General features: G+C 55.2%; 22 protein-coding genes. 14 read left to right on the forward strand and 8 right to left on the reverse strand.

The genetic code is table 11. The features are described from left to right. Positions 1-72 precede the first annotated feature (72 nt). Both ACETPC_RS20415 and ACETPC_RS20420 read left to right on the forward strand, forming a co-directional pair. A complete protein-coding gene (locus tag ACETPC_RS20415) occupies positions 73-534 on the forward strand; it encodes an RcnB family protein (RefSeq protein ID WP_380184314.1) in 462 nt (153 codons plus the stop codon). 248 nt (positions 535-782) lie between these two features. After that, positions 783-980 carry a hypothetical protein gene (locus ACETPC_RS20420; protein ID WP_380184315.1) on the forward strand — a complete coding sequence of 66 codons (198 nt, stop codon included), beginning with the start codon at positions 783-785 and terminating at the stop codon, positions 978-980. Between the two features lie 115 nt (positions 981-1,095). Here the strand turns inward: ACETPC_RS20420 and ACETPC_RS20425 are convergent, their stop codons facing one another. The 3 genes from ACETPC_RS20425 to ACETPC_RS20435 all read right to left on the reverse strand — a co-directional run bounded on the left by ACETPC_RS20425 (position 1,096) and on the right by ACETPC_RS20435 (position 3,365). Further along, complete coding sequence (locus tag ACETPC_RS20425; RefSeq protein ID WP_380184316.1) at positions 1,096-1,512, reverse strand: RcnB family protein; 417 nt, start codon at positions 1,510-1,512, stop codon at positions 1,096-1,098. A gap of 292 nt (positions 1,513-1,804) precedes the next feature. Then, the gene (locus tag ACETPC_RS20430; RefSeq protein ID WP_380184317.1) at positions 1,805-2,941 is read right to left on the reverse strand and encodes an iron-containing alcohol dehydrogenase; all 1,137 of its coding nucleotides are present in this window, start codon (positions 2,939-2,941) and stop codon (positions 1,805-1,807) included. 43 nt (positions 2,942-2,984) lie between these two features. Then, complete coding sequence (locus ACETPC_RS20435; protein ID WP_380184318.1) at positions 2,985-3,365, reverse strand: hypothetical protein; 381 nt, start codon at positions 3,363-3,365, stop codon at positions 2,985-2,987. A 409-nt stretch (positions 3,366-3,774) separates the two neighbouring features. Between ACETPC_RS20435 and pqqU the strand changes: the two genes are divergently transcribed. From pqqU to fetB, 12 genes are all read left to right on the forward strand, one after another. Then, positions 3,775-5,943, forward strand: a complete 2,169-nt coding sequence (gene pqqU / locus ACETPC_RS20440) for a TonB-dependent receptor PqqU (RefSeq protein WP_380184354.1) — start codon at positions 3,775-3,777, stop codon at positions 5,941-5,943. Positions 5,944-6,087: 144 nt separating this feature from the next. Continuing rightward, the gene (locus tag ACETPC_RS20445; protein WP_380184319.1) at positions 6,088-8,481 is read left to right on the forward strand and encodes a glucose/quinate/shikimate family membrane-bound PQQ-dependent dehydrogenase; all 2,394 of its coding nucleotides are present in this window, start codon (positions 6,088-6,090) and stop codon (positions 8,479-8,481) included. A 516-nt stretch (positions 8,482-8,997) separates the two neighbouring features. Then, positions 8,998-10,146, forward strand: coding sequence for a UDP-4-amino-4-deoxy-L-arabinose aminotransferase (gene arnB / locus ACETPC_RS20450; RefSeq protein ID WP_380184355.1), 1,149 nt, complete (start codon positions 8,998-9,000; stop codon positions 10,144-10,146). Further along, positions 10,139-11,107 carry an undecaprenyl-phosphate 4-deoxy-4-formamido-L-arabinose transferase gene (gene arnC / locus ACETPC_RS20455; RefSeq protein WP_380184320.1) on the forward strand — a complete coding sequence of 323 codons (969 nt, stop codon included), beginning with the start codon at positions 10,139-10,141 and terminating at the stop codon, positions 11,105-11,107. Before arnB ends, arnC begins: the two co-directional genes overlap by 8 nt. Next, positions 11,104-13,086: a bifunctional UDP-4-amino-4-deoxy-L-arabinose formyltransferase/UDP-glucuronic acid oxidase ArnA gene (gene arnA, locus ACETPC_RS20460; RefSeq protein WP_380184321.1), complete on the forward strand. Its 1,983-nt coding sequence runs from the start codon at positions 11,104-11,106 to the stop codon at positions 13,084-13,086. The genes arnC and arnA overlap by 4 nt, the downstream gene beginning before the upstream one ends. Next, positions 13,083-13,976: a 4-deoxy-4-formamido-L-arabinose-phosphoundecaprenol deformylase gene (gene arnD / locus ACETPC_RS20465; protein WP_380184322.1), complete on the forward strand. Its 894-nt coding sequence runs from the start codon at positions 13,083-13,085 to the stop codon at positions 13,974-13,976. Before arnA ends, arnD begins: the two co-directional genes overlap by 4 nt. A gap of 4 nt (positions 13,977-13,980) precedes the next feature. After that, positions 13,981-15,642 (forward strand): lipid IV(A) 4-amino-4-deoxy-L-arabinosyltransferase, encoded by a 1,662-nt coding sequence (arnT, locus tag ACETPC_RS20470; RefSeq protein WP_380184323.1) that lies wholly within the window; start codon positions 13,981-13,983, stop codon positions 15,640-15,642. Then, positions 15,639-15,971, forward strand: coding sequence for a 4-amino-4-deoxy-L-arabinose-phosphoundecaprenol flippase subunit ArnE (gene arnE / locus ACETPC_RS20475; protein WP_380184324.1), 333 nt, complete (start codon positions 15,639-15,641; stop codon positions 15,969-15,971). The genes arnT and arnE overlap by 4 nt, the downstream gene beginning before the upstream one ends. After that, a complete protein-coding gene (gene arnF / locus ACETPC_RS20480) occupies positions 15,971-16,360 on the forward strand; it encodes a 4-amino-4-deoxy-L-arabinose-phosphoundecaprenol flippase subunit ArnF (protein ID WP_380184325.1) in 390 nt (129 codons plus the stop codon). Before arnE ends, arnF begins: the two co-directional genes overlap by 1 nt. Positions 16,361-16,433: 73 nt before the next feature. Further along, a complete protein-coding gene (locus tag ACETPC_RS20485) occupies positions 16,434-17,540 on the forward strand; it encodes an ABC transporter substrate-binding protein (protein WP_380184356.1) in 1,107 nt (368 codons plus the stop codon). Positions 17,541-17,585: 45 nt separating this feature from the next. Further along, complete coding sequence (fetA, locus tag ACETPC_RS20490) at positions 17,586-18,251, forward strand: iron efflux ABC transporter ATP-binding subunit FetA (protein ID WP_380184326.1); 666 nt, start codon at positions 17,586-17,588, stop codon at positions 18,249-18,251. Next, a complete protein-coding gene (gene fetB, locus ACETPC_RS20495) occupies positions 18,238-18,996 on the forward strand; it encodes an iron efflux ABC transporter permease subunit FetB (protein WP_380184327.1) in 759 nt (252 codons plus the stop codon). Before fetA ends, fetB begins: the two co-directional genes overlap by 14 nt. Before the next feature lie 212 nt (positions 18,997-19,208). Here the strand turns inward: fetB and ACETPC_RS20500 are convergent, their stop codons facing one another. From ACETPC_RS20500 to ACETPC_RS20520, 5 genes are all read right to left on the reverse strand, one after another. Further along, entirely contained in the window at positions 19,209-20,540 is a 1,332-nt protein-coding gene (locus tag ACETPC_RS20500; protein ID WP_380184328.1) for a carbohydrate porin, read from the reverse strand. A 359-nt stretch (positions 20,541-20,899) separates the two neighbouring features. Next, positions 20,900-21,157 carry a CsbD family protein gene (locus ACETPC_RS20505; RefSeq protein WP_380184329.1) on the reverse strand — a complete coding sequence of 86 codons (258 nt, stop codon included), beginning with the start codon at positions 21,155-21,157 and terminating at the stop codon, positions 20,900-20,902. Between the two features lie 432 nt (positions 21,158-21,589). Then, on the reverse strand, positions 21,590-21,739 hold the full coding sequence (locus ACETPC_RS20510) for a DUF2474 domain-containing protein (protein ID WP_380184330.1): 150 nt from the start codon (positions 21,737-21,739) through the stop codon (positions 21,590-21,592). Between the two features lie 22 nt (positions 21,740-21,761). Next, positions 21,762-22,769 carry a cytochrome d ubiquinol oxidase subunit II gene (cydB, locus tag ACETPC_RS20515; RefSeq protein WP_380184331.1) on the reverse strand — a complete coding sequence of 336 codons (1,008 nt, stop codon included), beginning with the start codon at positions 22,767-22,769 and terminating at the stop codon, positions 21,762-21,764. Between the two features lies 1 nt (position 22,770). Continuing rightward, entirely contained in the window at positions 22,771-24,192 is a 1,422-nt protein-coding gene (locus tag ACETPC_RS20520; protein ID WP_380184332.1) for a cytochrome ubiquinol oxidase subunit I, read from the reverse strand. Positions 24,193-24,501 lie beyond the last annotated feature (309 nt).

Consider the following 24,501-nt stretch of genomic DNA (forward strand, 5'->3'; position numbering starts at 1 on the left):
TCGTGGCCCGGATTAGACGATAGTGTCATTCAGCGGCGCACCAGAAGCCGTGAGCAAAACGAGGATGTAACCATGAAAAAAACGACCCTGACGCTGTTGATTACCCTGTTCTCAGCAAGCACGCTTTTCTCCGGCGTTACCCAGGCCGAAGGCCCTCCTGGCCAGGAGTGGCATCATCAGGGCGGACACGACGGGCGCGGTGGCCCTGGCGACCACGGCGGCCCTGGACATGGCGGCCCGGATCGTGGTCCGGATCGCGGACACGGCGACTTTCGTGGTCACGAAGGGCATGGCCCGGATCGTCATTTCGAAGAGCGCGACCGCTTTGCCTGGCAGGGGCATGAATTCCACCGTGGGCAGCCATTGCCGCCTCGTTTCCGCGGGCACGATTACCGCGTAGATGACTGGCGCGACCGTGGACTGCATGAGCCGCCGCGCGGCGAACGCTGGGCCTATATTGATGGTAACTACGTGCTGATTGCCGCGGCGACAGGCGTCATTACCTCTATTCTGTTAAATAACGCATTTCATTAATTCCTAAAGTGCCGCCATCTCAGGATGGCGGCACGCTTTTTCCTGCCTCTCGATCCTCTACTACAGATATTTCACTTCAGGCTGACTCTATTCCACCAAAACCCTCTGGTGTTACATTAATTTCATCGTGTTTTCAGAGCCTTCTCGCATTTTATCCCGCAATTAAAGGTTGGTTATTTTTTGCTCGCACTATAGGATCGCGGCATGGTTAACTAAAGCCAAAAAGGAAGAGAGAAATGGAGGAGAGAATGAAACTACTGGAAGGCAAAGTCGAACAGCTGCTGATCGACGTCGCCGTTATTAAAGCGAATTACGCTACAAAAATAGATATAGAGAGCGTCAGAAAAGAGCTGCACACCTCTATTAACACGCAAACGATATGGTTTATCGCCGCGCTGTTTACAGCGCTTGGGGTGGGTTTAGGCCTTGCAAGGCTGCTGTTTTAACTCTTTTAACGCGACGCGGCTGCCAATTAAGCTATTCTGCCCATGCTTGTGCTCATAAAAAAGCTGCCCTGAAAAGGACAGCTCCGGTTATACCCGTCAGCGCAACGCTGCACCGTTAGTGATGCGCGATTACCGAGGTAATAACGCCGGTAGCAACAGCAATCAGAACATAATTGCCGTCAATATTCTGCCAGCGATGGCCCGCCGGAGGCGCTTTCAGACCACGTTTGTGCCAGTCATTAACCTGGTAGCCTTCGCCACGGTATTTTTCCGGCAGCGGTCGGCCTTTATGAAACGCCTGGTGCTGATCCTGACGGTGTTCTGCCGGGCGCGCGTTGTGCTGCGGCTCGCGCTGTGGTTCATGCTGTGGATTAACGTGCTGTCCGTCGCGCTGTTCATGCTGTGGGTTGCCGTGCTGCTGCTCATGCTTAACCGGTGGCTGGCCGTCCTGGCGCGGCCCTTCGGCGAAGGCGCTCAGGCTGGAGGTTGCGAAGAGCAGCGCAGAGAGGGCAATAACGCCTGACTTTTTCATTTTCATTTCCTTGCAGGTCTGATTTGTTTTGGTCAATAGCGATAATCTGGGGGGCCTGAAAGCGCTTAACAATGCCAATAATCCTAAGAAGCAGCGACTTAACATAATATTTACGTTTTGCTGGCGTAATACTGACGACGCAAGGCTTTGCCGCCGCTGCGCAAGATGAACGGAATAATTGCCAGTAAAGACTAAAAAGATTGTCAGGCCAGAAAAGCCTGCTTCCGTAAAAAGCAGGCAAAAAGTCATTTCGTTATGGAGTACGCTTCAGGGGTAAAGCCAGGCACAGAGATCATTCAATGCGAAACGCCTGTTCCAGCATAGAGCGCTGCTGTGCCTCGCTGTAGTTAACCAGCGAATTTTTACTGTTTGAGCGAGCCAGGATCCAGTTCGCCTCCTCGCGGGTCAGTGACGGCGGATCCTGCCAGAAAGGTGTGATGGCCTTATCCTGCAGCCAGGCGGCCAACATACGCGCTGGCGGCAGCGTAAAGCCAGGAAAAAGCGCGACGGCCAGCTCATCCATCAACGCCCGTTGCCGCTCGTCTTCGCTGTCGCCCAGCAGTTGTAAAAAGGGCAGCAGCAGGCGGCCGCAGACTTCACCATGATGATAATCTTTGATCGCGCCCAGCTCGCCAGCAATGCCGTGAATGACGCCCAGACCGGCCATACTCAGGCTCAGGCCGCCTTGCCAGGAGGCATACAGCATCTGTTCACGGGCCCTGTCGCCCTGTTCGTCATCCCGATTCAGGTAAGGCCAGGCGCCAACAAAAGCCCGCAGGCCGTTAAGCGCGGTCTGACGGCTGAAAAAGTTGCCTTTAGCCGAGAGGTAAGCTTCAAAAAGATGGGTAAAAGCGTCGATAGCGCAGCAGGCCAGCACGGTGTCTGGCGCACCGCGCAACAAATCAGGATCGAGAATAGCGACCTGAGGCACAAAGTTAGCGTGGCGCAGCGAGGCTTTGACCTGAATATCGGCTTTGTCCGTCACCACGGCATTTTGCGTCGCTTCGCTGCCCGTACCCGCCGTGGTTGGCACAGCTATTAAAGGTAAAGTTGCGCCGCTTATCGGCGTATCGCCGACTTTTTCCAGATAGCGCAGCGTACTTAACGGATGCTGGCTGACAGCGGCAAAAGCTTTAGCCGCATCCAGTACGCTGCCGCCGCCGATAGCCACCACGCGCGCAGTATTATTGCGCCAGCGCGCAACCCAACTATCAATCTCAGCGGGCGAGGCTTCATGGCGGACAATCTCTATGCCTGTCAGCAGCGGCTCTACCTCCGCTTTTATCTTCTGCCAGGCTTCGCCCTGCAAAAACGAGTTGGCGCAAAAAAGCAGCGTTGGCTGCGGATCTTTACCGAGCAGCGGCACCAGCTCACGCAGGCTGCCACGGCCAAAAAAAGTCTGTCGGTTTGCTATCTGACTAACTGTCATTTCCGTTCCTCGGTGGGGAAAAATCAGGCAAAGGTAAAGGCGTTCAGATAGCGCGGGCAGGGCAGCTAAAGGTGATCATCCTGTCCTGCTGCGCATTGATAACGCTGAAGCGGGTATCAGAAAGCCGCTGCGCCAGCCAGCCCTCTCTGGTGATGGCAGAAGGAATATATTGTTGTGGGTCGCTGGAGTAAAGCGCGCCGCTTTCCAGCTTCAGCTTGTCCATCACAACGTGAAAAGAGGTAAAACGATCGATAATTTCGCCTTCGATATTGCCTAAAGCCTGGCCGCTCAGGGTTTCGACTTTACCTTCGCAAACCATGCCGCCGCTGCCGGAAGAGCAGGCGGTTAACAGTAGCGGAGCGGCAAGCGCTACGACGCAGACGGGAAGAAGCGTAGAGAGTTTAAGGGGATCCAGCCAGCGCATGATATTCCTTTAGCAACGGATAATGGCCTAAGTATAGCGTTTACAGCGGTTTCGCTATGGAAAAGCAAAAAACCGGACAAAATGAGGGGGAAAGCCGCGCCGCGTGGGCATGTAACAAAACTATTATCATTTTGTGGCTTATGGCTGAATCAGTTCAGCTAAATCCTTAACAATGGTTCGCAAACAGATTATTGAGTGCTACAATTTCGTGGTTTTTGATACTTTCATCTTATTCTCAGCCTGCGCGCAGGCGATTGCGTGGGTTGAAGCCGCAATTACCCTTATTTTGCAGGGGATTAGCAGGCAAGTTTCAAAACAGCTTGTATACTTTTTCTGCGCTGGCCGCTTAACGCCGCCAGCGGAAAAGCTTTAACGGGCGTCAGGCTGCAAGCACTCTGGCAACAAATTGATTAACCGAACCAATCCTGTGAATAGAAAATCTGCTCTTTTATTGACGCCGCTGGCGCTGCTTCAGCCCGCTATCGGCCATGCACAGTCTGCCGCCGCGCAGCAAGAAGCCGCCTCCGCTCAGGAAGGCTCGCTAATGGTGATCAAACAGCGTAGCGGACTCTCAGAACTGGATACGCCAGCCGCGGTGAGCGTGGTTAACGGTCAACAGCTGCGCAACAGCACGGCGCAGGTTAATCTCTCGGAAACCCTTGGCAACGTGCCGGGCCTGCAAATTCAGAACCGCCAGAACTATGCCCAGGATCTCCAGCTCTCCGTGCGCGGGTTTGGCAGCCGTTCTATGTACGGCGTACGTGGCGTAAGAGTTTATGTCGACGGCATTCCTTCTACCATGCCGGACGGCCAGGGCCAGACCTCCAATATTGATATCAATTCCGTCGATAAAGTCGAAGTGCTGCGTGGGCCTTACTCCGCGCTTTACGGCAATGCCTCTGGCGGCGTGGTCAACATCGACAGCGAGACAGGCAGCCAGCCGACCACTCTAACCGCAGGCACTTATTACGGCAGCTACGGTAGCTGGCGCAACAGCGTTAAGGCAAGCGGCGCAACGGGCGATGGCACGCAGGCGGGCGACGTAAATTATATGATTTCCGGCTCGCGCTTCACGACGCACGGTTTTCGCGACCAGAGCGGCACGCAAAAAAGCCTCGGCAACGGCAAATTCGGCGTACGTATCGACGATGTCAGCACGCTGACCCTGATGTTTAACACCGTTTCGGTAGACGCTAACGATCCGGGCGGCCTGACCCGCGCTGAATGGAAAGCGAATCCGCGCCAGTCGCCGCGCGGCGAGGCTTACAATACCCGTAAGAGCCTTGATCAAACCCAGCTTGGCCTGCGCTACGAGCGCGAAATGAGCGAAAACGATCGTCTCACGCTGACCACCTGGCACGGCGAGCGGCACACCACGCAGTATCAGTCGATTCCCGTTGCCGTGCAGAAAAACCCAGCTTATCCGGGGGGCGTAATTGTGCTGGAGCGTAAATATTCCGGCGTGGATACGCGCTGGCAGCATAACGATCAGATAGGTTCGGTACCTTTTAGCCTGATCGGCGGCCTGGATTATGAAACCATGACCGAACGTCGACAGGGCTTCGAAAACTACCGTATTGATAACGGCAGCACGCTGCTGGGCGAAAAAGGCAACCAGCGCCGTAACGAAAAAAACGTGATGTGGAATCTGGATCCCTATCTGCAAACCAGCTGGGATCTGACCTCAAAATGGACGCTGGATGCCGGTCTGCGCTACAGCACCGTCAGCTTTGATTCTACCGACTATTATGTTACCAGCGGCAACGGTGATGACAGCGGCAGCAAGCGCTATCACAAACTGCTGCCGATGGGCTCGCTAAACTACGCGCTGACGGATGCTTCAAATCTTTACTTCTCTGCCGGCCGCGGCTTTGAAACGCCAACCATTAATGAGTTGTCCTACCGCTCAATCAGCGGCAACCAGACCGGCCTGAATCTGGGGCTGAAGCCTGCCACCAGCGATACTTTCGAGCTGGGCAGCAAAACCCGTGTTGGTTACGGTCTTTTCACCGCCGCGCTGTTCCAGACCAATACCGATAACGAGCTGGTGGTAGCGCAAAGCAGCAACGGACGTTCGGTTTATAAAAACGCGGGCAAAACGCGCCGTCGCGGGCTGGAGCTGGCGCTGGATCAGCAGTTTGCCGAAAACTGGCAGCTGAAAATGGCCTGGACGCTGCTGGATGCTACCTATCGCAACGAAACCTGCGACAACAGCGGCAGCTGTACTCCTTCCGGCAATCGCCTGCCGGGCGTGGCGCGAAATATGGGCTACGCTTCTCTGGGCTGGATGCCGGAAGAGGGCTGGCATGCGGGCGCGGAAGTTCGTTATATGGGCAGCATTCAGGCCGACGATGAAAATGATGCCAAAGCACCATCTTATACTGTCACCAGCCTGAATAGCGGCTATCGTTTTAACTGGGATAAGTGGTCGCTCGATACTTTTGCACGCGTGGATAATCTGTTCGATAAAGAATACGTCGGATCGGTGATCGTTAACGAAGGCAACGGGCGCTATTACGAACCGGCGCCGGGACGCAACTATGGCATTGGCGCGACGCTCACTTATACCTTTATGTAAAAGAATCCAGAACAACCTGCTGCGGATTACCTGCTCTGCGGCGGGTTCAAAACACCGGGATGGATAATCAGTATGAAACCGGGTGTTTTTTGCGATTAGGCTGCTGCCTAATCGAAGACGTTAAATTTTGGTAAGGTCCATACTATGCAAAGTAAAGCACCGTTATCACGGACGCTCGTGATACTTACGGCTGTATTTGCCGCTCTCAGCGGGTTATACCTGCTGATTGGCGGTATCTGGCTGGCCAAACTCGGCGGCTCTTTCTACTACATCATCGCTGGTGTTGTAGAGCTGGTCGTCGCCTGGCTGCTGTTCCGTCGCCGTTCTTCAGCACTGATGCTGTATGCGGTATTCCTGCTCGCAACGCTGATCTGGTCGTTGTGGGAAGTGGGTTCAGACTTCTGGGCGCTGACGCCGCGTCTGGACGTCACCTTCTTCCTCGGCCTGTGGCTGGTGCTGCCTTTCGTTTACCGTGGCCTGTCTCAGGGCAAAGCGGCACGCGGCGCGCTGAGTGCGGTGCTGGTTGTTACGGTGATCGCGCTGGCTTACGCCGTGTTCAACGATCCGCAGGAAATTAACGGTTCACTGAGCGCCGATCGGGCGGCAAACGCCAACCAGTCCGCTGACGGCATCGCAGCCGGCGACTGGCCTGCGTATGGTCGTACTCAGGGCGGCACCCGCTACTCGCCGCTGACGCAGATCAACGATAAAAACGTTGGCCAGCTGAAAGAAGCCTGGACCTTCCGCACTGGCGATATGAAGCGCCCAACCGATCCGGGCGAAATGACTGATGAAGTCACCCCAATCAAAATCGGCGATTCTCTGTACCTGTGTACGCCTCACCAGATCCTGTTTGCGCTGGATGCGGCTACCGGTAAAGAGAAGTGGAAATTCGATCCGCAGCTGAAAACCGATCCTTCCTTCCAGCACGTGACCTGCCGTGGCGTTTCTTATCATGAAACCCCAGCCGCAGCCGACGTGCCTGCTGGCGGTAAGCCCGCGCTGTGCTCACGTCGCGTGATCCTGCCGGTGAACGATGGTCACCTGTACGCGCTGGACGCGGAAACCGGTGCTCTGTGCCCGGAATTTGGCGAGAACGGCAAGCTGAACCTGCAGCAGAACATGCCTAACGCTCGTGCTGGTGCTTACGAGCCGACTTCTCCACCGATCATCACCGATAAAACTATCGTGATTGCCGGTGCGGTAACCGATAACTATTCCACCAAAGAGCCATCCGGCGTAGTGCGTGGTTTCGATGTCAACACGGGCAAACTGCTGTGGGCATTCGATCCGGGTGCTAAAGATCCAAACGTGGTACCGGAAGGCGAGCAGCACTATGTTGCTAACTCCCCGAACTCCTGGGCGCCGGCTTCTTACGATGCCAAACTGGATCTGGTTTACCTGCCAATTGGCGTAGCGACCCCGGATATCTGGGGCGGCAACCGTACCCCGGAAATGGAACGTTACGCGACCGGCATGCTGGCGCTGAACGCGACCACCGGTAAAGTAGCCTGGTTCTACCAGACCGTTCACCACGATCTGTGGGATATGGACGTGCCTGCGCAGCCTACTCTGGCGGATATCACCGTTAAAGATGGCAGCACGGTTCCGGTTATCTATGTACCGACCAAAACCGGCGATATCTTTGTTCTGGATCGTCGTACCGGTAAAGAAGTTGTGCCAGCGCCAGAAACGCCAGTGCCGCAGGGCGCTGCCAAAGGTGACCGTCTCTCCCCAACTCAGCACTTCTCTGAGCTGACCTACCGTCCGAAGAATAAACTCTCCGGCGCGGATATGTGGGGCGCGACCATTTACGATCAGCTGATCTGCCGCGTGATGTTCCATAGCCTGCGTTATGAAGGCCCGTTCACGCCGCCGTCAGAGCAGGGCACTCTGGTATTCCCGGGTAACCTGGGTATGTTCGAGTGGGGCGGTATCTCTGTAAACACCGATCGTCAGATCGCCATTACCAACCCAATGGCTCTGCCATTCGTTTCTCGTCTGATCCCGCGTGGGCCAAATAACCCAATGTGGCCGGATGCGAACGACAAAGGCGGCAGCGGCACCGAGACCGGCGTTCAGCCTCAGTACGGCGTGCCTTACGGCGTAACTCTGAACCCGTTCCTTTCTCCGCTGGGCTTCCCTTGTAAGCAACCTGCGTGGGGCTACATCTCTGCAGTTGATCTGAAGACCAACGATATCGTGTGGAAAAAACGCATCGGTACCGTACGCGACAGTTCGCCGGTTCCTCTGCCGTTCAAAATGGGTATGCCAATGCTGGGCGGCCCAATCTCTACGGCGGGTAACGTGATGTTTATCGGCGCGACGGCGGATAACTATCTGCGCGCGTTCAACGTTACCAACGGTGAAAAACTGTGGCAGGCTCGTCTGCCGGCTGGCGGCCAGGCGACGCCGATGACCTATGAAGTGAACGGCAAGCAGTACGTGCTGATCGCGGCTGGCGGTCACGGCTCCTTCGGCACCAAACTGGGCGACTATATTGTGGCCTATGCGCTGCCGGACGATGCGAAAAAATAATATCGACGCGGCCTGAATCCGCAGCGATAGCAAAGGGCGCCCTTAACGGGCGCCTTTTTTTTGCCCTTAGTTAAGCAGGGCTGAAGTAAATAGGCATTATATCGGGCTGGCTCACTCATGACATTTCCTTCCCGATAAAGTTCCCCGTTAATAGTATTAAATTTTTATTACCTGTTGGCGCAAAATTGCACGCCGCATCGCTGTTTTTTAAACCTTTCTTAAACGGTGTCGTCACAGATGCCGTTTCTGTTACCTCATTCGCATTTCCTTAATCTTTCCCTAAGGTTTCTCGCTTATCGTTCAGGAAGCGTTGAATTAGCCGCCTTAGCGGCATGCCACAATAAACCGCTACAAAGTGAACGAGTCGTAAAAATAATGTTTCTTCTTGCGGCTGTTGAAAAAGCGCACAGCGCCTGCGTGGGTTAACAAAAGTTAATAATTTTACTCTGTTACTTACGATTCACTGCGCACGATCTGCTAAATTGGCTTTAGGTAATTGTTAAAGGAATTTTAATGATGTCCGAGTTTCTCCCTTTTTCACGTCCTGCACTGGGCGAGAGCGAACTGGCTGCGGTCGGCGAGGTGCTGAATTCCGGCTGGATCACCACAGGGCCTAAAAATCAGCAGCTGGAAAAAGCTTTTTGCGAACTGACGGGCAACCAGCATGCGATTGCCGTGAGTTCAGCCACGGCTGGCATGCACGTGACGTTAATGGCGCTGGATATTGGCGCTGGCGATGAAGTTATTACTCCCTCTTTGACCTGGGTTTCTACGCTAAATATGATAGCGCTGCTGGGCGCCGAACCTGTCATGATCGATGTTGACCGCGACACGTTAATGGTTACGCCGGAACAGATCGAAGCCGCTATTACACCCCGAACCAAAGCCATTATTCCCGTGCACTACGCGGGCGCGCCTGCGAATATTGATGCTATTCACGCATTGGGCGCTCGCTACGGTATTGCCGTTATTGACGATGCGGCCCATGCGGCAGGTACTTATTACCGCGATCGGCATGTAGGTGCGATCGGCACAGCTATTTTCTCGTTTCACGCCATTAAAAATATGACCTGTGCGGAAGGCGGCCTTGTGGTCACCGATAACGAACAGCTGGCTAATCGCATCCGCAGTCTGAAATTTCATGGCCTTGGCGTAGACGCTTTCGATCGTCAGACGCATGGCCGCGCGCCGCAGGCGGAAGTGCTGACGCCCGGCTACAAATATAATCTGGCGGATATCAACGCGGCTATTGCGCTGGTGCAGTTGGGCAAGCTGAAACAGCTTAACGCTCGTCGTGCGGCCATTGCCGAAAGGTATTTGCGCGAACTGGCCGACACGCCTTTTCAACCACTGGCCCAGCCGGACTGGCCGCATCAGCATGCCTGGCATCTGTTTATTATCCGTGTCGATAAGGCAAGCTGCGGCCTGAGCCGCGATGAGCTAATGCAGGCGCTGAAGGAACGCAATATCGGTACCGGCCTGCATTTCAGAGCCGCGCATACGCAAAAATATTACCGCGAACGTTTCCCGGCACTCTCTTTGCCCGCTACTGAATGGAATTCGGAGCGGATCTGCTCTATTCCGCTGTTTCCCACGATGACCGATGAAGACGTCAGCCGCGTTATTGCCGCGCTGCGTGAAATCGCTGAGAAATATCATGCCTGATCAAACTATTAATAAGGTCTCCATCGTTATCCCTGTTTATAACGAGCAGGAAAGTTTGCCCGAGCTGATCAGGCGTACGAGCGAAGCCTGCGCCGCGCTGACTATGGCATGGGAAATTCTGCTGGTGGACGATGGCAGCAGCGACGATTCCGCCAGTTTGCTGACCGCTGCCGCAGAGCAGGAAGGAAGCCACATAGTAGCCGTATTACTTAATCGTAATTACGGTCAGCACTCGGCCATTATGGCGGGCTTTAGTCACGTCAGTGGTGATTTGATCATTACGCTGGATGCTGATCTGCAAAACCCGCCAGAAGAGATCCCGCGGCTGGTTGCTACTGCGCAGGAAGGCTACGACGTCGTTGGTACCGTACGGCAAAACCGCCAGGACAGTCGTTTTCGCAAGCTGGCTTCGCGCACTATCAACCATCTTATCCAGCGCGCGACAGGCAAGGCGATGGGCGATTATGGTTGCATGCTACGCGCCTATCGTCGTCATATTGTCGATGCCATGCTGCACTGCCATGAACGCAGCACCTTTATTCCCATTCTGGCGAATACCTTCGCCCGTCGCGCGACCGAAATTCCGGTGCTGCATGCGGAGCGCGAATTTGGCGACTCCAAATATAGCCTGATGCGCCTGGTTAACTTGATGTACGACCTGGTGACCTGCCTCACTACCACGCCGCTGCGCATGCTCAGCATTGTGGGCAGCGTTATCGCGCTGGCCGGGTTCGCTTTCTCGCTGTTGCTAATCCTGCTGCGCCTGTTTTTTGGCCCGCAGTGGGCCGCCGACGGCGTTTTTATGCTGTTCGCCATCCTGTTTATCTTTATTGGCGCGCAATTTATCGGCATGGGACTGCTGGGCGAATATATCGGACGTATCTATAACGACGTCCGCGCCCGTCCCCGCTATTTCGTACAGCGAGTGGTAACTGCTTCTGTAAAGGATAAAAAAGAATGAAAACCGTTGTTTTTGCCTATCATGATATGGGCTGTGCCGGCATCAATGCGCTGATCAAAGCTGGCTACGAAATCGAAGCGATTTTTACCCACGCTGATGCCGCCAGTGAAAACCACTTCTTTGGCTCGGTGGCGCGCCTTGCGGCGGAGCAGGGCATTCCGGTTTTCGCGCCGGAAGAAGTTAACCATCCGCTGTGGGTTGACCGCATCAAAGCGATGGCGCCGGATATTATTTTCTCTTTTTATTACCGCAATCTGCTTTGCGACAACATCCTGAACATCGCCCGCGTCGGCGCGTTCAATCTGCACGGCTCGCTACTGCCAAAATATCGTGGCCGTGCGCCGCTGAATTGGGTGTTGGTCAACGGCGAAACCGAAACCGGCGTGACGCTACACCGCATGATCAAGCGAGCCGATGCCGGGGCCATTATCGGCCAGCAAAAGGTCACAATCGCAGCGGAAGATAATGCCCTGACGCTGCACCGCAAGCTGAACGCGGCAGCGGAGCAGCTGCTGGCTGATACCCTGCCTTTATTGAAAGCGGGCACCGTTGCTGAACGCGCTCAGGATGAGAGCCTGGCAAGCCGTTTTGGCCGCCGCGGGCCGGAAGATGGCCGCCTCGACTGGGAACAGCCAGCGGAGACCCTGCATAACTTGGTTAGAGCGGTAACGGATCCCTGGCCGGGCGCGTTTGGCTACGTCGGGTCGGCGAAGTTTATCGTCTGGAAAAGCAAGGTGCGCCCCGATCTGCCTGCGGCTAAACCCGGAACCGTGCTTTCGGTTGCGCCGCTGGTTGTGGCCTGCGGCGAGCATGCGCTGGAAATAATGACGGGCCAGAGCGAAAACGGCGTCTGGATGCAGGGCTCGCAGCTGGCGCAAACGCTGGGACTGGTCAATGGTGCGCTGCTGAGCAGCCAGAGCGTTTCGGCAATAAAACGCCGGACGCGCGTATTAATTCTCGGCGTAAACGGATTTATCGGCAATCATCTTACCGAACGTTTACTGAAGGACGATAATTTCGACGTCTACGGTCTGGATATCGGCTCGGACGCCATCAGCCGCTTTATCGGCCATCCGCGCTTTCAGTTTGTGGAAGGGGATATCAGCATCCATTCCGAGTGGATTGAATACCATATTAAAAAATGCGATATCGTGCTGCCGCTGGTGGCTATCGCCACGCCGATTGAATATACGCGCAACCCGCTGCGGGTATTCGAACTGGATTTCGAAGAGAACCTGAAGATTATCCGCGACTGCGTGAAGTACAAAAAGCGCATTATTTTCCCTTCCACTTCCGAAGTGTACGGCATGTGCACCGACGAGAATTTCGATGAAGATCATTCCAACCTGGTGGTCGGGCCGATTAACAAACAGCGCTGGATCTATTCCGTCTCCAAGCAACTATTAGATCGCGTAATTTGGGCCTATGGCGACAAAGAAGGACTGCGCTTTACGCTGTTCCGACCGTTTAATTGGATGGGGCCGCGTCTGGATAACCTGAATGCCGCGCGTATTGGCAGCTCGCGTGCTATTACCCAGCTAATCCTCAATCTGGTAGAAGGCTCGCCAATCAAGCTGATCGACGGCGGCAGACAGAAACGCTGCTTTACCGATATCAGCGATGGCGTAGAGGCGCTGTTTCGCATTATTGAAAATAAAAACAATAACTGCGACGGCCAGATTATCAATATCGGCAACCCGGATAACGAGGCCAGCATCAAAGAGCTGGCCGAACAACTGCTCGCCAGCTTTGACCGTCATCCGCTGCGCGACAGCTTCCCACCGTTCGCCGGTTTCCGCGAGGTTGAAAGCAGCAGCTATTACGGCAAAGGTTATCAGGATGTCGAGCACCGCAAGCCCTCTATCCGCAACGCTCGCCGCCTGCTGAACTGGACGCCAGAGGTGAAGATGGATAAAACCATCGACGCTACGCTGGATTTCTTTTTACGCACCGTGGAAGGCGTGGGCGAGCGGAAATGAAGAAGGTTGGTCTGCGTATTGATGTGGATACGTGGCGCGGCACGCGGGATGGCGTACCGGAACTGTTGCGCATTCTGGATGCGCACCAGATCCAGGCAAGTTTTTTCTTCAGCATCGGCCCGGACAATATGGGGCGCCACCTGTGGCGCCTGCTGAAGCCAAAGTTCCTGTGGAAAATGCTGCGTTCCAACGCCGCCTCGCTTTACGGCTGGGATATCTTACTGGCCGGTACGGCCTGGCCTGGCCGCCTTATTGGCAAAGGGCAAGCGGCGATCCTGCGCAAGACAGCGGATCGCCATGAGATCGGGCTACACACCTGGGATCATTTCGCCTGGCAAACCTGGGCAGGCGTCTGGTCGCCGGAGGAGCTGGAGCGGCAGATTCGGCTGGGGGAAAAAGCGCTAAGCGAGATTGTTCGCCAGCCTGTCACCTGCTCCGCCGTGGCGGGCTGGCGCGCAGATCAGCGCATCGTCACCGCGAAAGAGCCTTTTGGCTTTCGCTACAACAGCGACTGTCGCGGCAGCGGGCCTTTTCGGCCGCTGCTGGCGAACGGCGAACCCGGCACGGTGCAGATTCCGGTCACGCTGCCGACGTGGGATGAAGTGGTGGGATCAACCGTCAGCAAAGAAGATTACAACGCTTATATTATTGAACAGATAAAGCAGGATAGCGGCACGCCCGTTTATACCATCCATGCGGAAGTGGAAGGGATAGTGATGAGCCAGATGTTCCGCGAGCTGCTGACGCTGGCGAAAAGCGAAGGCGTTCAGTTCTGCCCGCTGAGCGAACTGCTGCCGGAAGATCTCTCCACGCTGCCAGCAGGAAAAATTGTTCGGGGTAGCCTCCCCGGCCGTGAAGGATGGCTGGGATGCCAACAGCTAGCCGGATAATTTTATGAAAGCAATGAGAAATGGCCTTCTCTTACTGGCTTTATTTGCCTTGTATTACCTGGCGCCGCTGGAGTTTCGCGCGCTGTGGCAGCCGGATGAAACCCGCTATGCGGAAATCAGCCGGGAAATGCTGGCGAGCGGCGACTGGATCGTTCCCCACTTTTTCGACCTGCGCTACTTTGAAAAACCAGTGGTGGGCTACTGGATCAACAACTTCAGCCAGCTACTCTTTGGCCACACTAATTTTGCCGTGCGGTTTGGATCGGTTTTCTCGGTGACGCTGGCGGCGCTGCTGCTGTACTGGCTGACGCTGCGGATCTGGCGCGATCGAGCTACGGCGCTGATGGCGGGCGTGATCTTCCTGACCAGCCTGCTGGTTTACGGTATTGGCACCTATGCGGTACTCGACCCGGCGATAACGCTGTGGCTGGTAGCAGCAATGTGCGCTTATTGGCTTACCACGGAAGTCTCCACGTTCAGAAAAAAAGCGCTGGCCTGGCTGCTGCTGGGCTTCGCCTGCGGCATGGGCTTTATGACCAAAGGCTTTCTGGCGCTGGCCGTGCCGGTTATCGCTATTCTTCCCTGGGCGGTGCAGCAAAGGCGTTTTAAAGAGCTGCTCGGCTTTGGCGGAGTGGCTGTTATCGGCGCGGCTATTATCAGCGCGCCCTGGGCCATTGCCGTCGCGCAGCACGAACCGGATTTCTGGCACTACTTCTTCTGGGTCGAACATATCCAACGTTTCGCCGAAGCTAACGCCCAGCACAAGGCGCCGTTTTGGTACTATCTGCCGGTGTTGGTGGGAGGTAGCCTGCCGTGGCTGGCGCTGCTGCCGGGCGCGATACTCGGCGGCTGGCGAGAAAGAAAACAGGATGCGGGCAGCTTCTACCTGCTGAGCTGGCTGATTATGCCGCTGCTATTTTTCAGCATTGCCAAAGGCAAACTGCCTACCTATATCCTGCCATGTTTTGCGCCGCTGGCGGCGTTAATGGCAAGAGAAGCCGTGCGGCTGATGGCAACTAACGGCAAGGCGTTGCGCGTCAACGGCTGGATTAACCTGCTATTCGGTCTGATTTGTACCATCGCCGTGGTCGGTTTCCTGGCGCCGTGGGGGCTGGCGAAACATCCGCTTTATGCCGCGCATGAACAGCTGAAAGTTGTCCTGGCCGCCATAATTTTCCTGTTTTGGGCAGGCTGCGGGCTGGCGACACTGGCCGCGCCAGCGCGGCGCTGGGCCTGGGCAGCTTTTGCGCCGCTGGCGCTGGCGCTGCTGATTGGCGCGGTTATCCCGGACAGGATCAGAGATGCCAAACAGCCGCAGGCTTTTATCCATGAAATGAAAGACCAAATCGCGCCCAGCCGCTTTGTGCTGGCAAACAATCCCGGCCTCGCTTCCGGTCTGGCCTGGGAGCTACAGCGCAGCGATATTTTGCTCTATCAGCAGCCGGGCGAGGTGCAGTACGGACTAAGCTACGCGGATGCCAAAGGCAAATTTATTGCGGAAGCGGAGTTTGCCGCCTGGCTACAGCAGCACCGCCGTGAGGGCAGCGTTACGCTGATGCTGGTAATGTCGCGCGATCGGGAAGATACCGATGCAGAAGTGCCGAAAGCCGACCGCAGCTATCGGCGAGGAAGGCTGGCCGTCTATCAGTATGGTCAGACGCCGTGAATATGTTGCTGATCGTCTTCAGCAGCCTGCTGAGCTGCGTCGGGCAGCTCTGCCAGAAACAGGCCGCTCACCATGGCCTGCTGAAGGGAAAATGGCACCTGCTGTTCTGGTTAGGGTTAAGCGTGTTGCTGCTCGGTTGCGCCATGCTGGTCTGGCTACGGGTATTGCAGCTGGTGCCGGTGGGCGTGGCCTATCCCATGTTAAGCATGAACTTTATATTTATCGTGCTGGCGGCGCGCTGGCTGTGGCGGGAAGTCGTACCGCTACGGCACTGGCTGGGCGTGCTACTGATAGTGGCTGGCGTAGCCGTGATGGGGATCTACGCCTGATGGGCCTGTTACTGGCTTTATGCAGCGTGCTGCTGGTCAGCGCGGCTCAGCTGCTGATGCGTTGGTCGCTGGTGACTTTGCCTGCCGCCAGCGATCCTGCGGCTTTTTTTGCCGCGCTACTGGCTTTGCCCCCCGAAGCCTGGGGATTGGCTGGCGGGCTGCTGGCCTATGCGCTCTCGATGCTTTGCTGGCTGCTGGCGCTGCGGCGAATAGCCCTCAGCAAAGCCTATCCGCTGCTGAGCGTCAGCTATGTGCTGGTCTGGTGTGGCGCGCTTTTTCTGCCCGGTTTTCATGAGGGTTTCCACTGGGGAAAACTGGCTGGCGTAGTGTTAATTCTGGGCGGGCTGCTGCTGATCGGCTGGCCGCAAAACGGCGGCGGAAATAAATGAAAATACAGGAAAAACTAGCCGCTTAGCGGTATATTCAGGCCGTTTATTATTTTGATGGAGAGAGAACGTGACGATTCGCCGCTGGCTGTTACTGGCATCCCTGGTGGTTTCTGCGGGCGCAGCCGCAACCACTTATCCGCTGCAGATTACCGATATGGATAATCAGAAGATCACCCTGGAAAAGGAACCGCAGCACGTTATTCTGCAGGATGGCCGCGATATCCTGGCGCTGGCGCTGCTGGACAGGGAAGATCCGTTCCGCCGCGTGGTGGCGTGGAACAACCTGCCGAAAAAGCAGGATCCGCAAACCTGGGCGCTGCTCAGCAAAAGCTGGCCGGAAGCAAACAAAATCATTGATATGGGCTTCAACGATCAGGGACAGGTGAACCTGGAAAGCGTGGTGGCGGAGAAGCCGGATCTGATGATTGCCCAGCTGCGCGCCAAAGCGGCGTTAAAGCAAACTGGCGTGCTGGCTACGCTACAGCGTCTGCATATTCCGGTAGTATTTATCGACTATGAGCTACATCCGGTACAGAACACGGCTAACAGCATTACGCTGCTGGGCAAAGTGCTGAACCAGGAAGCCAGAGCCAAAGCCTACACGGATTTTTATCAGCAGCGCTTTGACGCTATGCAGAAAACCATCAGCACCATCGCTAAAAAACCCACGGTATTTATTGAGCCGATAGCAGGTAACTCGGATAGCTGCTGCTTTACCCATGCCCATAACGGCTGGGGCGGTCTGGTAGAAGCGGTTGGCGGTAAGAACATCGGTTCGGCGCTGCTGCCGGGCTCTTCGGGCTTTGTGGCGCTGGAGAAAATCATCGCCATGCAGCCGGACGTTTATATTATGTCAGGCTCAAAGCGCCCGAATAAAAACGTGCTGCCGTTTGGCTATAACGTTACTCCTCAGGAAGTGACAGCGACCTTCACCACGCTGGTTAAACGCAACGGGCTACAGCAGATTGCGCCGGTACAGCAGGGCAGGGTTTACGGCATCTATCACCATTTTTATAACCATCCTTACAATATTATCGGGATGGAAATTTTGGCGCGTGACCTCTATCCGCAGGCGTTCAGCAAGCTGGATCCCATCGCGGATTTTCATCAGATAATCACGCGCTTTACCCAACTGCCGGATGAGCCTGTGATCCTCAGCTATTCCGCAACGCAACGCTAGTTTGTCAGGGCGGCTAAGGCCGCCCGCTTTACTTTCAGGCCGAACATGTCCGCTTCCATCCCTTTACTTGATGTACAGCACATTGGCTACGAGCAGCAGGGTAGTGAGCTGCTGTCGCCGGTCTCTTTCCAGCTTAACGCTGGCGAACAGCTTATGCTCACCGGCCCGTCCGGCAGCGGTAAAAGCACGCTGTTGAAAATAATCGCCTCGCTGCTTGAGCCAACGGCTGGCAGGCTGCTGTTTAAAGGCGAATCTGTTGCCCGCCTCCGGCCGGAGCTATATCGACAGCAGGTCTCTTACTGTTTCCAGACGCCCGCGCTCTTTGGCGAAACGGTGTGGGACAACCTTGCGTTTCCCTGGCGCATCCGCGAGAAAAAACCGGATACCGCCTCAATGCGGAACTGGCTGGAAAAAGTCCGGCTGTCGGGCGATATGCTTGATAAGCCCATCGGCCTGCTTTCCGGCGGCGAGAAGCAGCGGGTCGCTTTACTGCGTAATCTGCAATTCCCGCCTGCTATCCTGCTGCTGGACGAGATTACCAGCGCGCTGGATGAAGAAAATAAACAGATAATTAGCAGACTGATTGATGAGGAGGCCGTGCGTCAGGGCGCAGCGGCTATCTGGATCAGCCACGATAAAGCGGAGATCGAGCGCGCGCGGCGGTTGATAACGTTACGTAAGCCGCTAAGGAGCGAAAATGAGCCAGCATAATATCAGCAACGAGTCGCTGCTGCTGGCGCTGGCGCTGATGGTCATTGCGCTGTTAGTCAGCAAAAAAGAGCGGCTGGGGCTGGAGAAAGATATTCTCTGGAGCATTACGCGGGCGGTTATTCAGCTCATTCTGGTGGGTTATGCGCTGAAATATATCTTCAGGATGGATAATGGCTGGCTGACGGTGATTATGGTGCTGTTTATCTGCGTCAACGCCGCGCTCAACGCTCGCAAGCGCAGTCGAAATATCGATTATGCCTTTACGCTTTCTCTAATCGCCATTACCGTCAGTACTACGCTGACGCTGACCATCCTGCTACTGAGCAAAGCGATTGAGTTTGTGCCGATGCAGGTTATTCCGATTACCGGCATGATCGCTGGCAATGCGATGGTGGCAGTCGGGCTGTGCTACAACAATCTGAACCAGCGTTTTAGCGATAACCGTCAGCAAATTCTGGAGATGTTAAGCCTGGGTGCATCAATAAAAATGGCCTCGGCCAGCTATATTCGCGAAAGCATACGCGCCGCGATGATCCCAACCGTGGACGCGGCGAAAACAGTGGGGCTGGTAAGTTTGCCCGGCATGATGTCTGGACTTATCTTCGCCGGAATCGATCCGGTTAAGGCGATCAAATATCAGATTATGGTGACTTTTATGCTGCTGGGCACGGCGAGCATTGCCACTATTATCGCGGGCTATCTGGCCTACAGGCGTTTTTTTACCGCGCGGGCACAGTTGAAATAAGGCGGGCAGCAAGCCCACCCCTGACTACTGACAAACTTGAAGCGATGGAGGGCCTGCGGCTGGAGCAAAGCATTACGGGCCATGGACGGCCCGTACTGAGCTATCATGGACGATGCTTTTTGCGTCTTTGCGGAAGACACAGGCCCTCCTGAGCCGGCACCGGCATATTTTGTCATCAACCTCAGGCGGGCATTAAGCCCGCTCGATTAACATCAGAAGTTGATGGTAGCGGTGATGCCGCCAACAAAGGCGTCTTTCACTTCGCTGACCGCGCCAGGCGAGGAGACGTACTGCAGATTAGGACGCAGGTTCATCCAGTTGGTGACGTGCGCGTTGTAGTAAATCTCGTAGTTATATTCCGAGCCGCTCTGGATTGGCAGATAGGTTGGATTATCGTAGCTGTTCACGCCGTTTTCACGATTGGTCTGGCGCAGCATTTTGCTGTAATCGCTATTAACGTGGATACGCGCCGCGCCGATGCCAATCTCATCTTCCGGACGGGAATCAAACGGCCCGGTCAGAACCAGCGCCAGAGACTGATAATTGTCGGTTTTAGACGTTTTATGATCGTTCATCACGCCCTGCGCCACGACGCTCAAACCGCGCTTGTTATCGCCACCCAGGGTAGTCAACTGCTGCTGTAACAGCAGGTAGCCGCCGTACGAGTGATTATCCTCGCCGTACTGACCATTGCTGTAAGAGCTGTAGTTGTCGCCTCTCACTGAAGAATAATAGAAGCCTGCGCGGTAGTTACCCGCCAGGTTATCCGGGCCAAGCTTCGGCTGCCAGCCCAGCTCTACCGGCACAAGGTTGCCTTCCGTATGGCCTGCATCAAGACGGAAACCGTTGCCGGTGTCGTAGTTGGAGGCGGTCTGGTTATAGAAACCAACCTGCAGGAAGACTTCCGGCGTAAAGTTGAACTTCACGCGGCCGCCCCATTGGGAAACCGGCCAGTTGTACCAGCGATCGCCGCGCCAGTTGCCTGCCTGGCCGCCGCCGAACGCCAGGTTCTGGAACTTGCTCGGCCAGGTATCGAAATCTTCGCCAACGGTAACGCGTCCCGCTTTCACTTCCACCGCGTGGTCGAAAAAGCCCTTGTTCAGCCAGAACTGCGTCAGACGCCAGGTCTGCCCGCGCCCCCAGACTTCCTGCACGGAAGAAAGGCCGCCAGAGCGCGGATCGTTAATATAATCCGTTAAATTCTGGCCGTTACGGCTGGTGATGGTCGCCTGAAACTGGGTATCGGTCCAGTTCAGCAGCTTTTCCAGATCCAGCGTGGTGCCAAAGCCCCACTGATCGGTATAGCGTGCGCTGGTAGAATGGTTATAGCCACCGGAGAAATTGCTGGCGGACTCCATAGTATAGTTAACCTGAAACTCTACGCCGTCCTGCTCAAGCTGGGTACGGTTGCCTGCCCAGTCGCCGAAAGCGTAAGGGGAGTCGATGCTGAGCGGCGCATAGTCCGCCAGTGCCTGGCCGGAGGCCAGCAGTAATCCAACACCACAGAACGCCACTGTTCTTTTCAAGGTGGATTCGCTTTTCATAATGGGAAACCCTGTTTTAGTGAGAGCGCTGCGCTTCCACAGGTGGAAGCCAGTTGGCGGCCATCATGCTTTTGTCAGCATTATCTCCGGCAATAGTTAAACGGGCAGGAAGAAACCACTGACGTAACGCGCGGGCGATGGCCTGTACGGCAGGATGTAACCACTAATTCAGGATAAAATTGTTATAAATAGTGCTGAATATGTTTTGTTTTTGCTAAAAAAGTTAAGCAGATCACGGTTTAGAGCGGGCAGGTGATGAAGAAGCACACAGAAGGGGTGTTTTGCAGGCGCTGAACAATAATGAAAAGAGAAGGGCCGGAAAACCGGCCCCAGGACTACTGAAAAACAAAGTCGGGATATTAACGACGTCCGCCGAAAATTTTGGCGGCCAGGAAGCCTACGCCTGCGGCAATGGCCAGCGAGACGAAAGGCGCATCCTGCGTTTTAGTCTTCACGCAGTCCAGCGCGTCATCAACGGCATAAGAGGCTTTCGCGGCGCCCTGGCGCACCTTGCCCTTAAATTCATGCTCCGGAGACTCGGCGGCCTTACCAAACTGCTCCTGGCCTTTGCCCAGCGCTTCTTCGGCTTTATCGTTAGCTTTATCCAGTAAACTCATAGTGCCTCCTTCTGATGGCATGATTACCTCATGAATGAACTTAAAGCATAGACCATCAATAAAAGCTTGCCGCTGCGGTTATGTGTAATTTTATGAATGATGTAAAGAAAAGCGGGGAAATGGCTCAGAAAGCTCTGAATGATAGCCATAAAAAAGCCCACGCTTAGCGTGGGCCCAGACTGCTGACAAAGCTAAAAAAGCTCAGGTGAACATCTGTTTTTTTACAGCAACTCCGCAGCTTTATGGCGGCAGAGGCTGAGCGGATAAGCGGACCGTTTGGCGCATGGACGCGCCAACCGAGCCTACATGGAAGTATTTACGGCGTGTCCGTGTTCCGATCTGCCTCTGTTGCTCTGTCACTGATTTAAACGCGACCAGGGGTTTGTCATTAATCTGAGCCCACGCTTAGCGTGGGCTCAGACAACCAGAGTATCAGTGTGACTTCATGCCAGCTGCGGTCATCATAAAGCGAAACAGCGTCGCGACAACGCCCAGCGCCAGCACGCTGCCTGCATAAATGACGGCCAGCCACAGAATGCGTTTCCACATCGGGAGCTTAGGCGCTTGCTGAGTTTCAACCATACTATCCTCCGATTAACCGTTATTAATGGTAATGCTCTTCCGGTTTGATCTTCCCGCGGAACACGTAGTAGCTCCAGAAGGTGTAGAACAAAATAACCGGAATAATCAGCAGACCACCCACCAGCATAAAGCCCTGGCTCTGCGGCGGGGAAGCCGCCATCCAGATGGTGATATGCGGTGGAATGATGTTTGGCCACACGCTAATGCCCAGGCCGGTAAAGCCCAGGAAAACCAGCGCCAGCGTCAGCAGGAACGGCGAGTAATGCGCATGGCGCTTCAGCGCGCGCAGCAGCGCCACGGAAGCCAGCACCACCAGCACCGGCACCGGCAGGAACCAGTACAGGTTAGGGCGCGTAAACCAGCGATGCATGATGTCGGCATGTTCCAGCGGCGTCCAGATGCTGACGATGGCGATAATAGCCAGCAGCACCAGCAGCAGCGGCTTAGTCAGCGCGGTCATTTTGCGATGCAGTTCGTTCTCGGTTTTCATAATCAGCCAGGTACTGCCCAGCAGCGCGTACGCCACGACCAGACCCAGGCCGCAAAACAGCGAGAACGGCGTCAGCCACAGCAGCTCAGGGCCGCTGTAAGCGCGGTTAGTCACCTCGAAACCGTTGATAAAGGTGCCCAGCACCACGCCCTGGCTAAAGGTTGCCAGGAACGAACCCACGATAAAGGATTTGTCCCAGAACGCACGATGCTCTTCGGTCGCCTTAAAGCGGAACTCAAAGGCCACGCCACGGAAGATCAGGCCGATCAGCATCAGCGTCAGCGGCACGGAAAGCGCATCCAGAATCACCGCGTAGGCCAGCGGGAAGGCGCCGTACAGCGCCGCACCGCCCAGCACCAGCCAGGTTTCGTTGCCATCCCATACTGGCGCGACGGTATTAACCATCATGTCGCGCTCGGTGGCATCTTTGTTGAACGGGAACAAAATACCGATACCCAGATCGAAACCGTCCATCACGATATACATCAGCGTCGAGAAGACGATGATGGTGAACCAGATAATAGAAGTATCAATGCCCACGTTATTTATCCTCTTCCGCGTTTAACTTTTCTTTCACGGCAGACAGCGGACGCGCCTGGGTATGACGTGTGCCCGGACCGCCTTCAGGTTCGTCATGACCTTCGCCCTGTTTCGGCCCTTTTTTGATCAGGTTAAACAGGTAGGTATAACCCACGCCGAACACCGACATATAGACCACGATAAAGGCGATCAGGCTGATGCTCATATGCATATCGCCATGCGCCGATACCGCATCTTTGGTACGCAGCAGACCGTAAACCACCCACGGCTGACGACCAATCTCGGTAGTGAACCAGCCAGCCAGCAGCGCGATCAGGCCAGAAGGGCCCATCAGCAGCGCAAACCACAGGAACGGACGTGAGGTGTACAGACGCTTACGATAGCGCAGCCACAGGCTGACCACGCCCAGCAGGATCATCAGCATGCCCAGGCCCGCCATCACGCGGAATGACCAGAAGACGATCAGCGAGTCAGGACGATCCTCTTTCGGGAAAGTCTTCAGCGCCGGAACCTGTTTGTCCAGGCTGTGCGTCAGGATCAGGCTGCCCAGGTAAGGGATTTCCAGCGCATACTTGGTTCTTTCCTGCTCCATATCCGGAATACCGAACAGGATCAGCGGGGTAGGTTCGCCCGGCGGGTTTTCCCAGTGCCCTTCGATCGCGGCGATTTTCGCTGGCTGGTGCTCAAGGGTGTTCAGACCGTGGGCATCGCCCAGTACGGCCTGAATTGGCGAAACGATCAGTGCCATCCACAGCGCCATAGAGAGCATTTTACGAATGGCTGGCGTATCGTTTTTACGCAGCAGATGCCAGGCTGCGGAAGAGCCAACAAAGAAGGCGCTCGCCAGGAAAGCAGCGGTGGACATATGCAGCAGACGGAATGGGAATGACGGGTTAAAGACAATCTTAAACCAGTCCGCCGGCACCACCAGGCCGTTCTGAATCGCATAGCCCTGCGGTGTCTGCATCCAGCTGTTAGAGGCCAGGATCCAGAAAGTAGAGATAATGGTGCCCAACGCCACCATACAGGTAGCGAAGAAGTGCAGGCCAGGCCCTACGCGGTTCCAGCCAAACAGCATTACGCCCAGGAAGCCCGCCTCAAGGAAGAACGCGGTAAGCACTTCGTAGGTCAGCAGCGGACCGGTGATGCTGCCCGCAAACTGCGAGAAGCCGCTCCAGTTGGTGCCGAACTGATACGCCATCACCAGGCCGGACACAACGCCCATACCGAAGTTAACGGCGAAGATCTTAGACCAGAAGTGATACAGGTCGCGATAGTCCTCGTTTTTGGTTTTCAGCCACAGGCCTTCCAGCACCGCCAGGAAGCTGGCGAGCCCGATGGTGATAGCCGGGAAGAGAATATGGAAGGAAACGGTAAACGCGAACTGTATCCTCGCCAGGTGGAACGCATCTAATCCAAACATTGCTTACCTCGATCTAACATAAACTGCCTTTCTTTTTTATTTACCGCACGTTAACAATAAGACTACATAAAGGCAGTCCCTGTTTAGCGCGGATATTTCAACGGAGTTTGATCCTGAGACCAAATCGGGAGAAGGAGTAGCAACAGTAATCGGTATCTCAGATATAACAGCATAGATCTTTGCGATGAATTGTTTCACCGCTGCGTTAAATAATCACCGTCTACTGTTAAATGATGATTACCTCTTGCTACATTTATGTAAAATTAATGTGGCTTTTGGCGTGTGGAAGCGTTTTCAGGGCCTTTACGC

This window comes from Pantoea sp. sgz302252 (genome assembly GCF_042610525.1).
Lineage (GTDB): Bacteria > Pseudomonadota > Gammaproteobacteria > Enterobacterales > Enterobacteriaceae > Erwinia.

What these genes read in the sequence shown, in the direction of transcription:
- arnT (WP_380184323.1), top strand. Translation starts at nt 13,981, where the DNA reads ATGAAAGCAATGAGAAATGGCCTTCTCTTACTGGCTTTATTTGCCTTG.
- ACETPC_RS20500 (WP_380184328.1), bottom strand. Translation starts at nt 20,540, where the DNA reads ATGAAAAGCGAATCCACCTTGAAAAGAACAGTGGCGTTCTGTGGTGTT.
- ACETPC_RS20435 (WP_380184318.1), bottom strand. Translation starts at nt 3,365, where the DNA reads ATGCGCTGGCTGGATCCCCTTAAACTCTCTACGCTTCTTCCCGTCTGC.
- fetA (WP_380184326.1), top strand. Translation starts at nt 17,586, where the DNA reads ATGTCCGCTTCCATCCCTTTACTTGATGTACAGCACATTGGCTACGAG.
- ACETPC_RS20420 (WP_380184315.1), top strand. Translation starts at nt 783, where the DNA reads ATGAAACTACTGGAAGGCAAAGTCGAACAGCTGCTGATCGACGTCGCC.
- fetB (WP_380184327.1), top strand. Translation starts at nt 18,238, where the DNA reads ATGAGCCAGCATAATATCAGCAACGAGTCGCTGCTGCTGGCGCTGGCG.
- ACETPC_RS20425 (WP_380184316.1), bottom strand. Translation starts at nt 1,512, where the DNA reads ATGAAAAAGTCAGGCGTTATTGCCCTCTCTGCGCTGCTCTTCGCAACC.
- ACETPC_RS20510 (WP_380184330.1), bottom strand. Translation starts at nt 21,739, where the DNA reads ATGGTTGAAACTCAGCAAGCGCCTAAGCTCCCGATGTGGAAACGCATT.
- ACETPC_RS20505 (WP_380184329.1), bottom strand. Translation starts at nt 21,157, where the DNA reads ATGAGTTTACTGGATAAAGCTAACGATAAAGCCGAAGAAGCGCTGGGC.
- arnD (WP_380184322.1), top strand. Translation starts at nt 13,083, where the DNA reads ATGAAGAAGGTTGGTCTGCGTATTGATGTGGATACGTGGCGCGGCACG.
- arnF (WP_380184325.1), top strand. Translation starts at nt 15,971, where the DNA reads ATGGGCCTGTTACTGGCTTTATGCAGCGTGCTGCTGGTCAGCGCGGCT.
- ACETPC_RS20430 (WP_380184317.1), bottom strand. Translation starts at nt 2,941, where the DNA reads ATGACAGTTAGTCAGATAGCAAACCGACAGACTTTTTTTGGCCGTGGC.
- ACETPC_RS20415 (WP_380184314.1), top strand. Translation starts at nt 73, where the DNA reads ATGAAAAAAACGACCCTGACGCTGTTGATTACCCTGTTCTCAGCAAGC.
- ACETPC_RS20445 (WP_380184319.1), top strand. Translation starts at nt 6,088, where the DNA reads ATGCAAAGTAAAGCACCGTTATCACGGACGCTCGTGATACTTACGGCT.
- arnC (WP_380184320.1), top strand. Translation starts at nt 10,139, where the DNA reads ATGCCTGATCAAACTATTAATAAGGTCTCCATCGTTATCCCTGTTTAT.
- arnB (WP_380184355.1), top strand. Translation starts at nt 8,998, where the DNA reads ATGTCCGAGTTTCTCCCTTTTTCACGTCCTGCACTGGGCGAGAGCGAA.
- ACETPC_RS20520 (WP_380184332.1), bottom strand. Translation starts at nt 24,192, where the DNA reads ATGTTTGGATTAGATGCGTTCCACCTGGCGAGGATACAGTTCGCGTTT.
- arnA (WP_380184321.1), top strand. Translation starts at nt 11,104, where the DNA reads ATGAAAACCGTTGTTTTTGCCTATCATGATATGGGCTGTGCCGGCATC.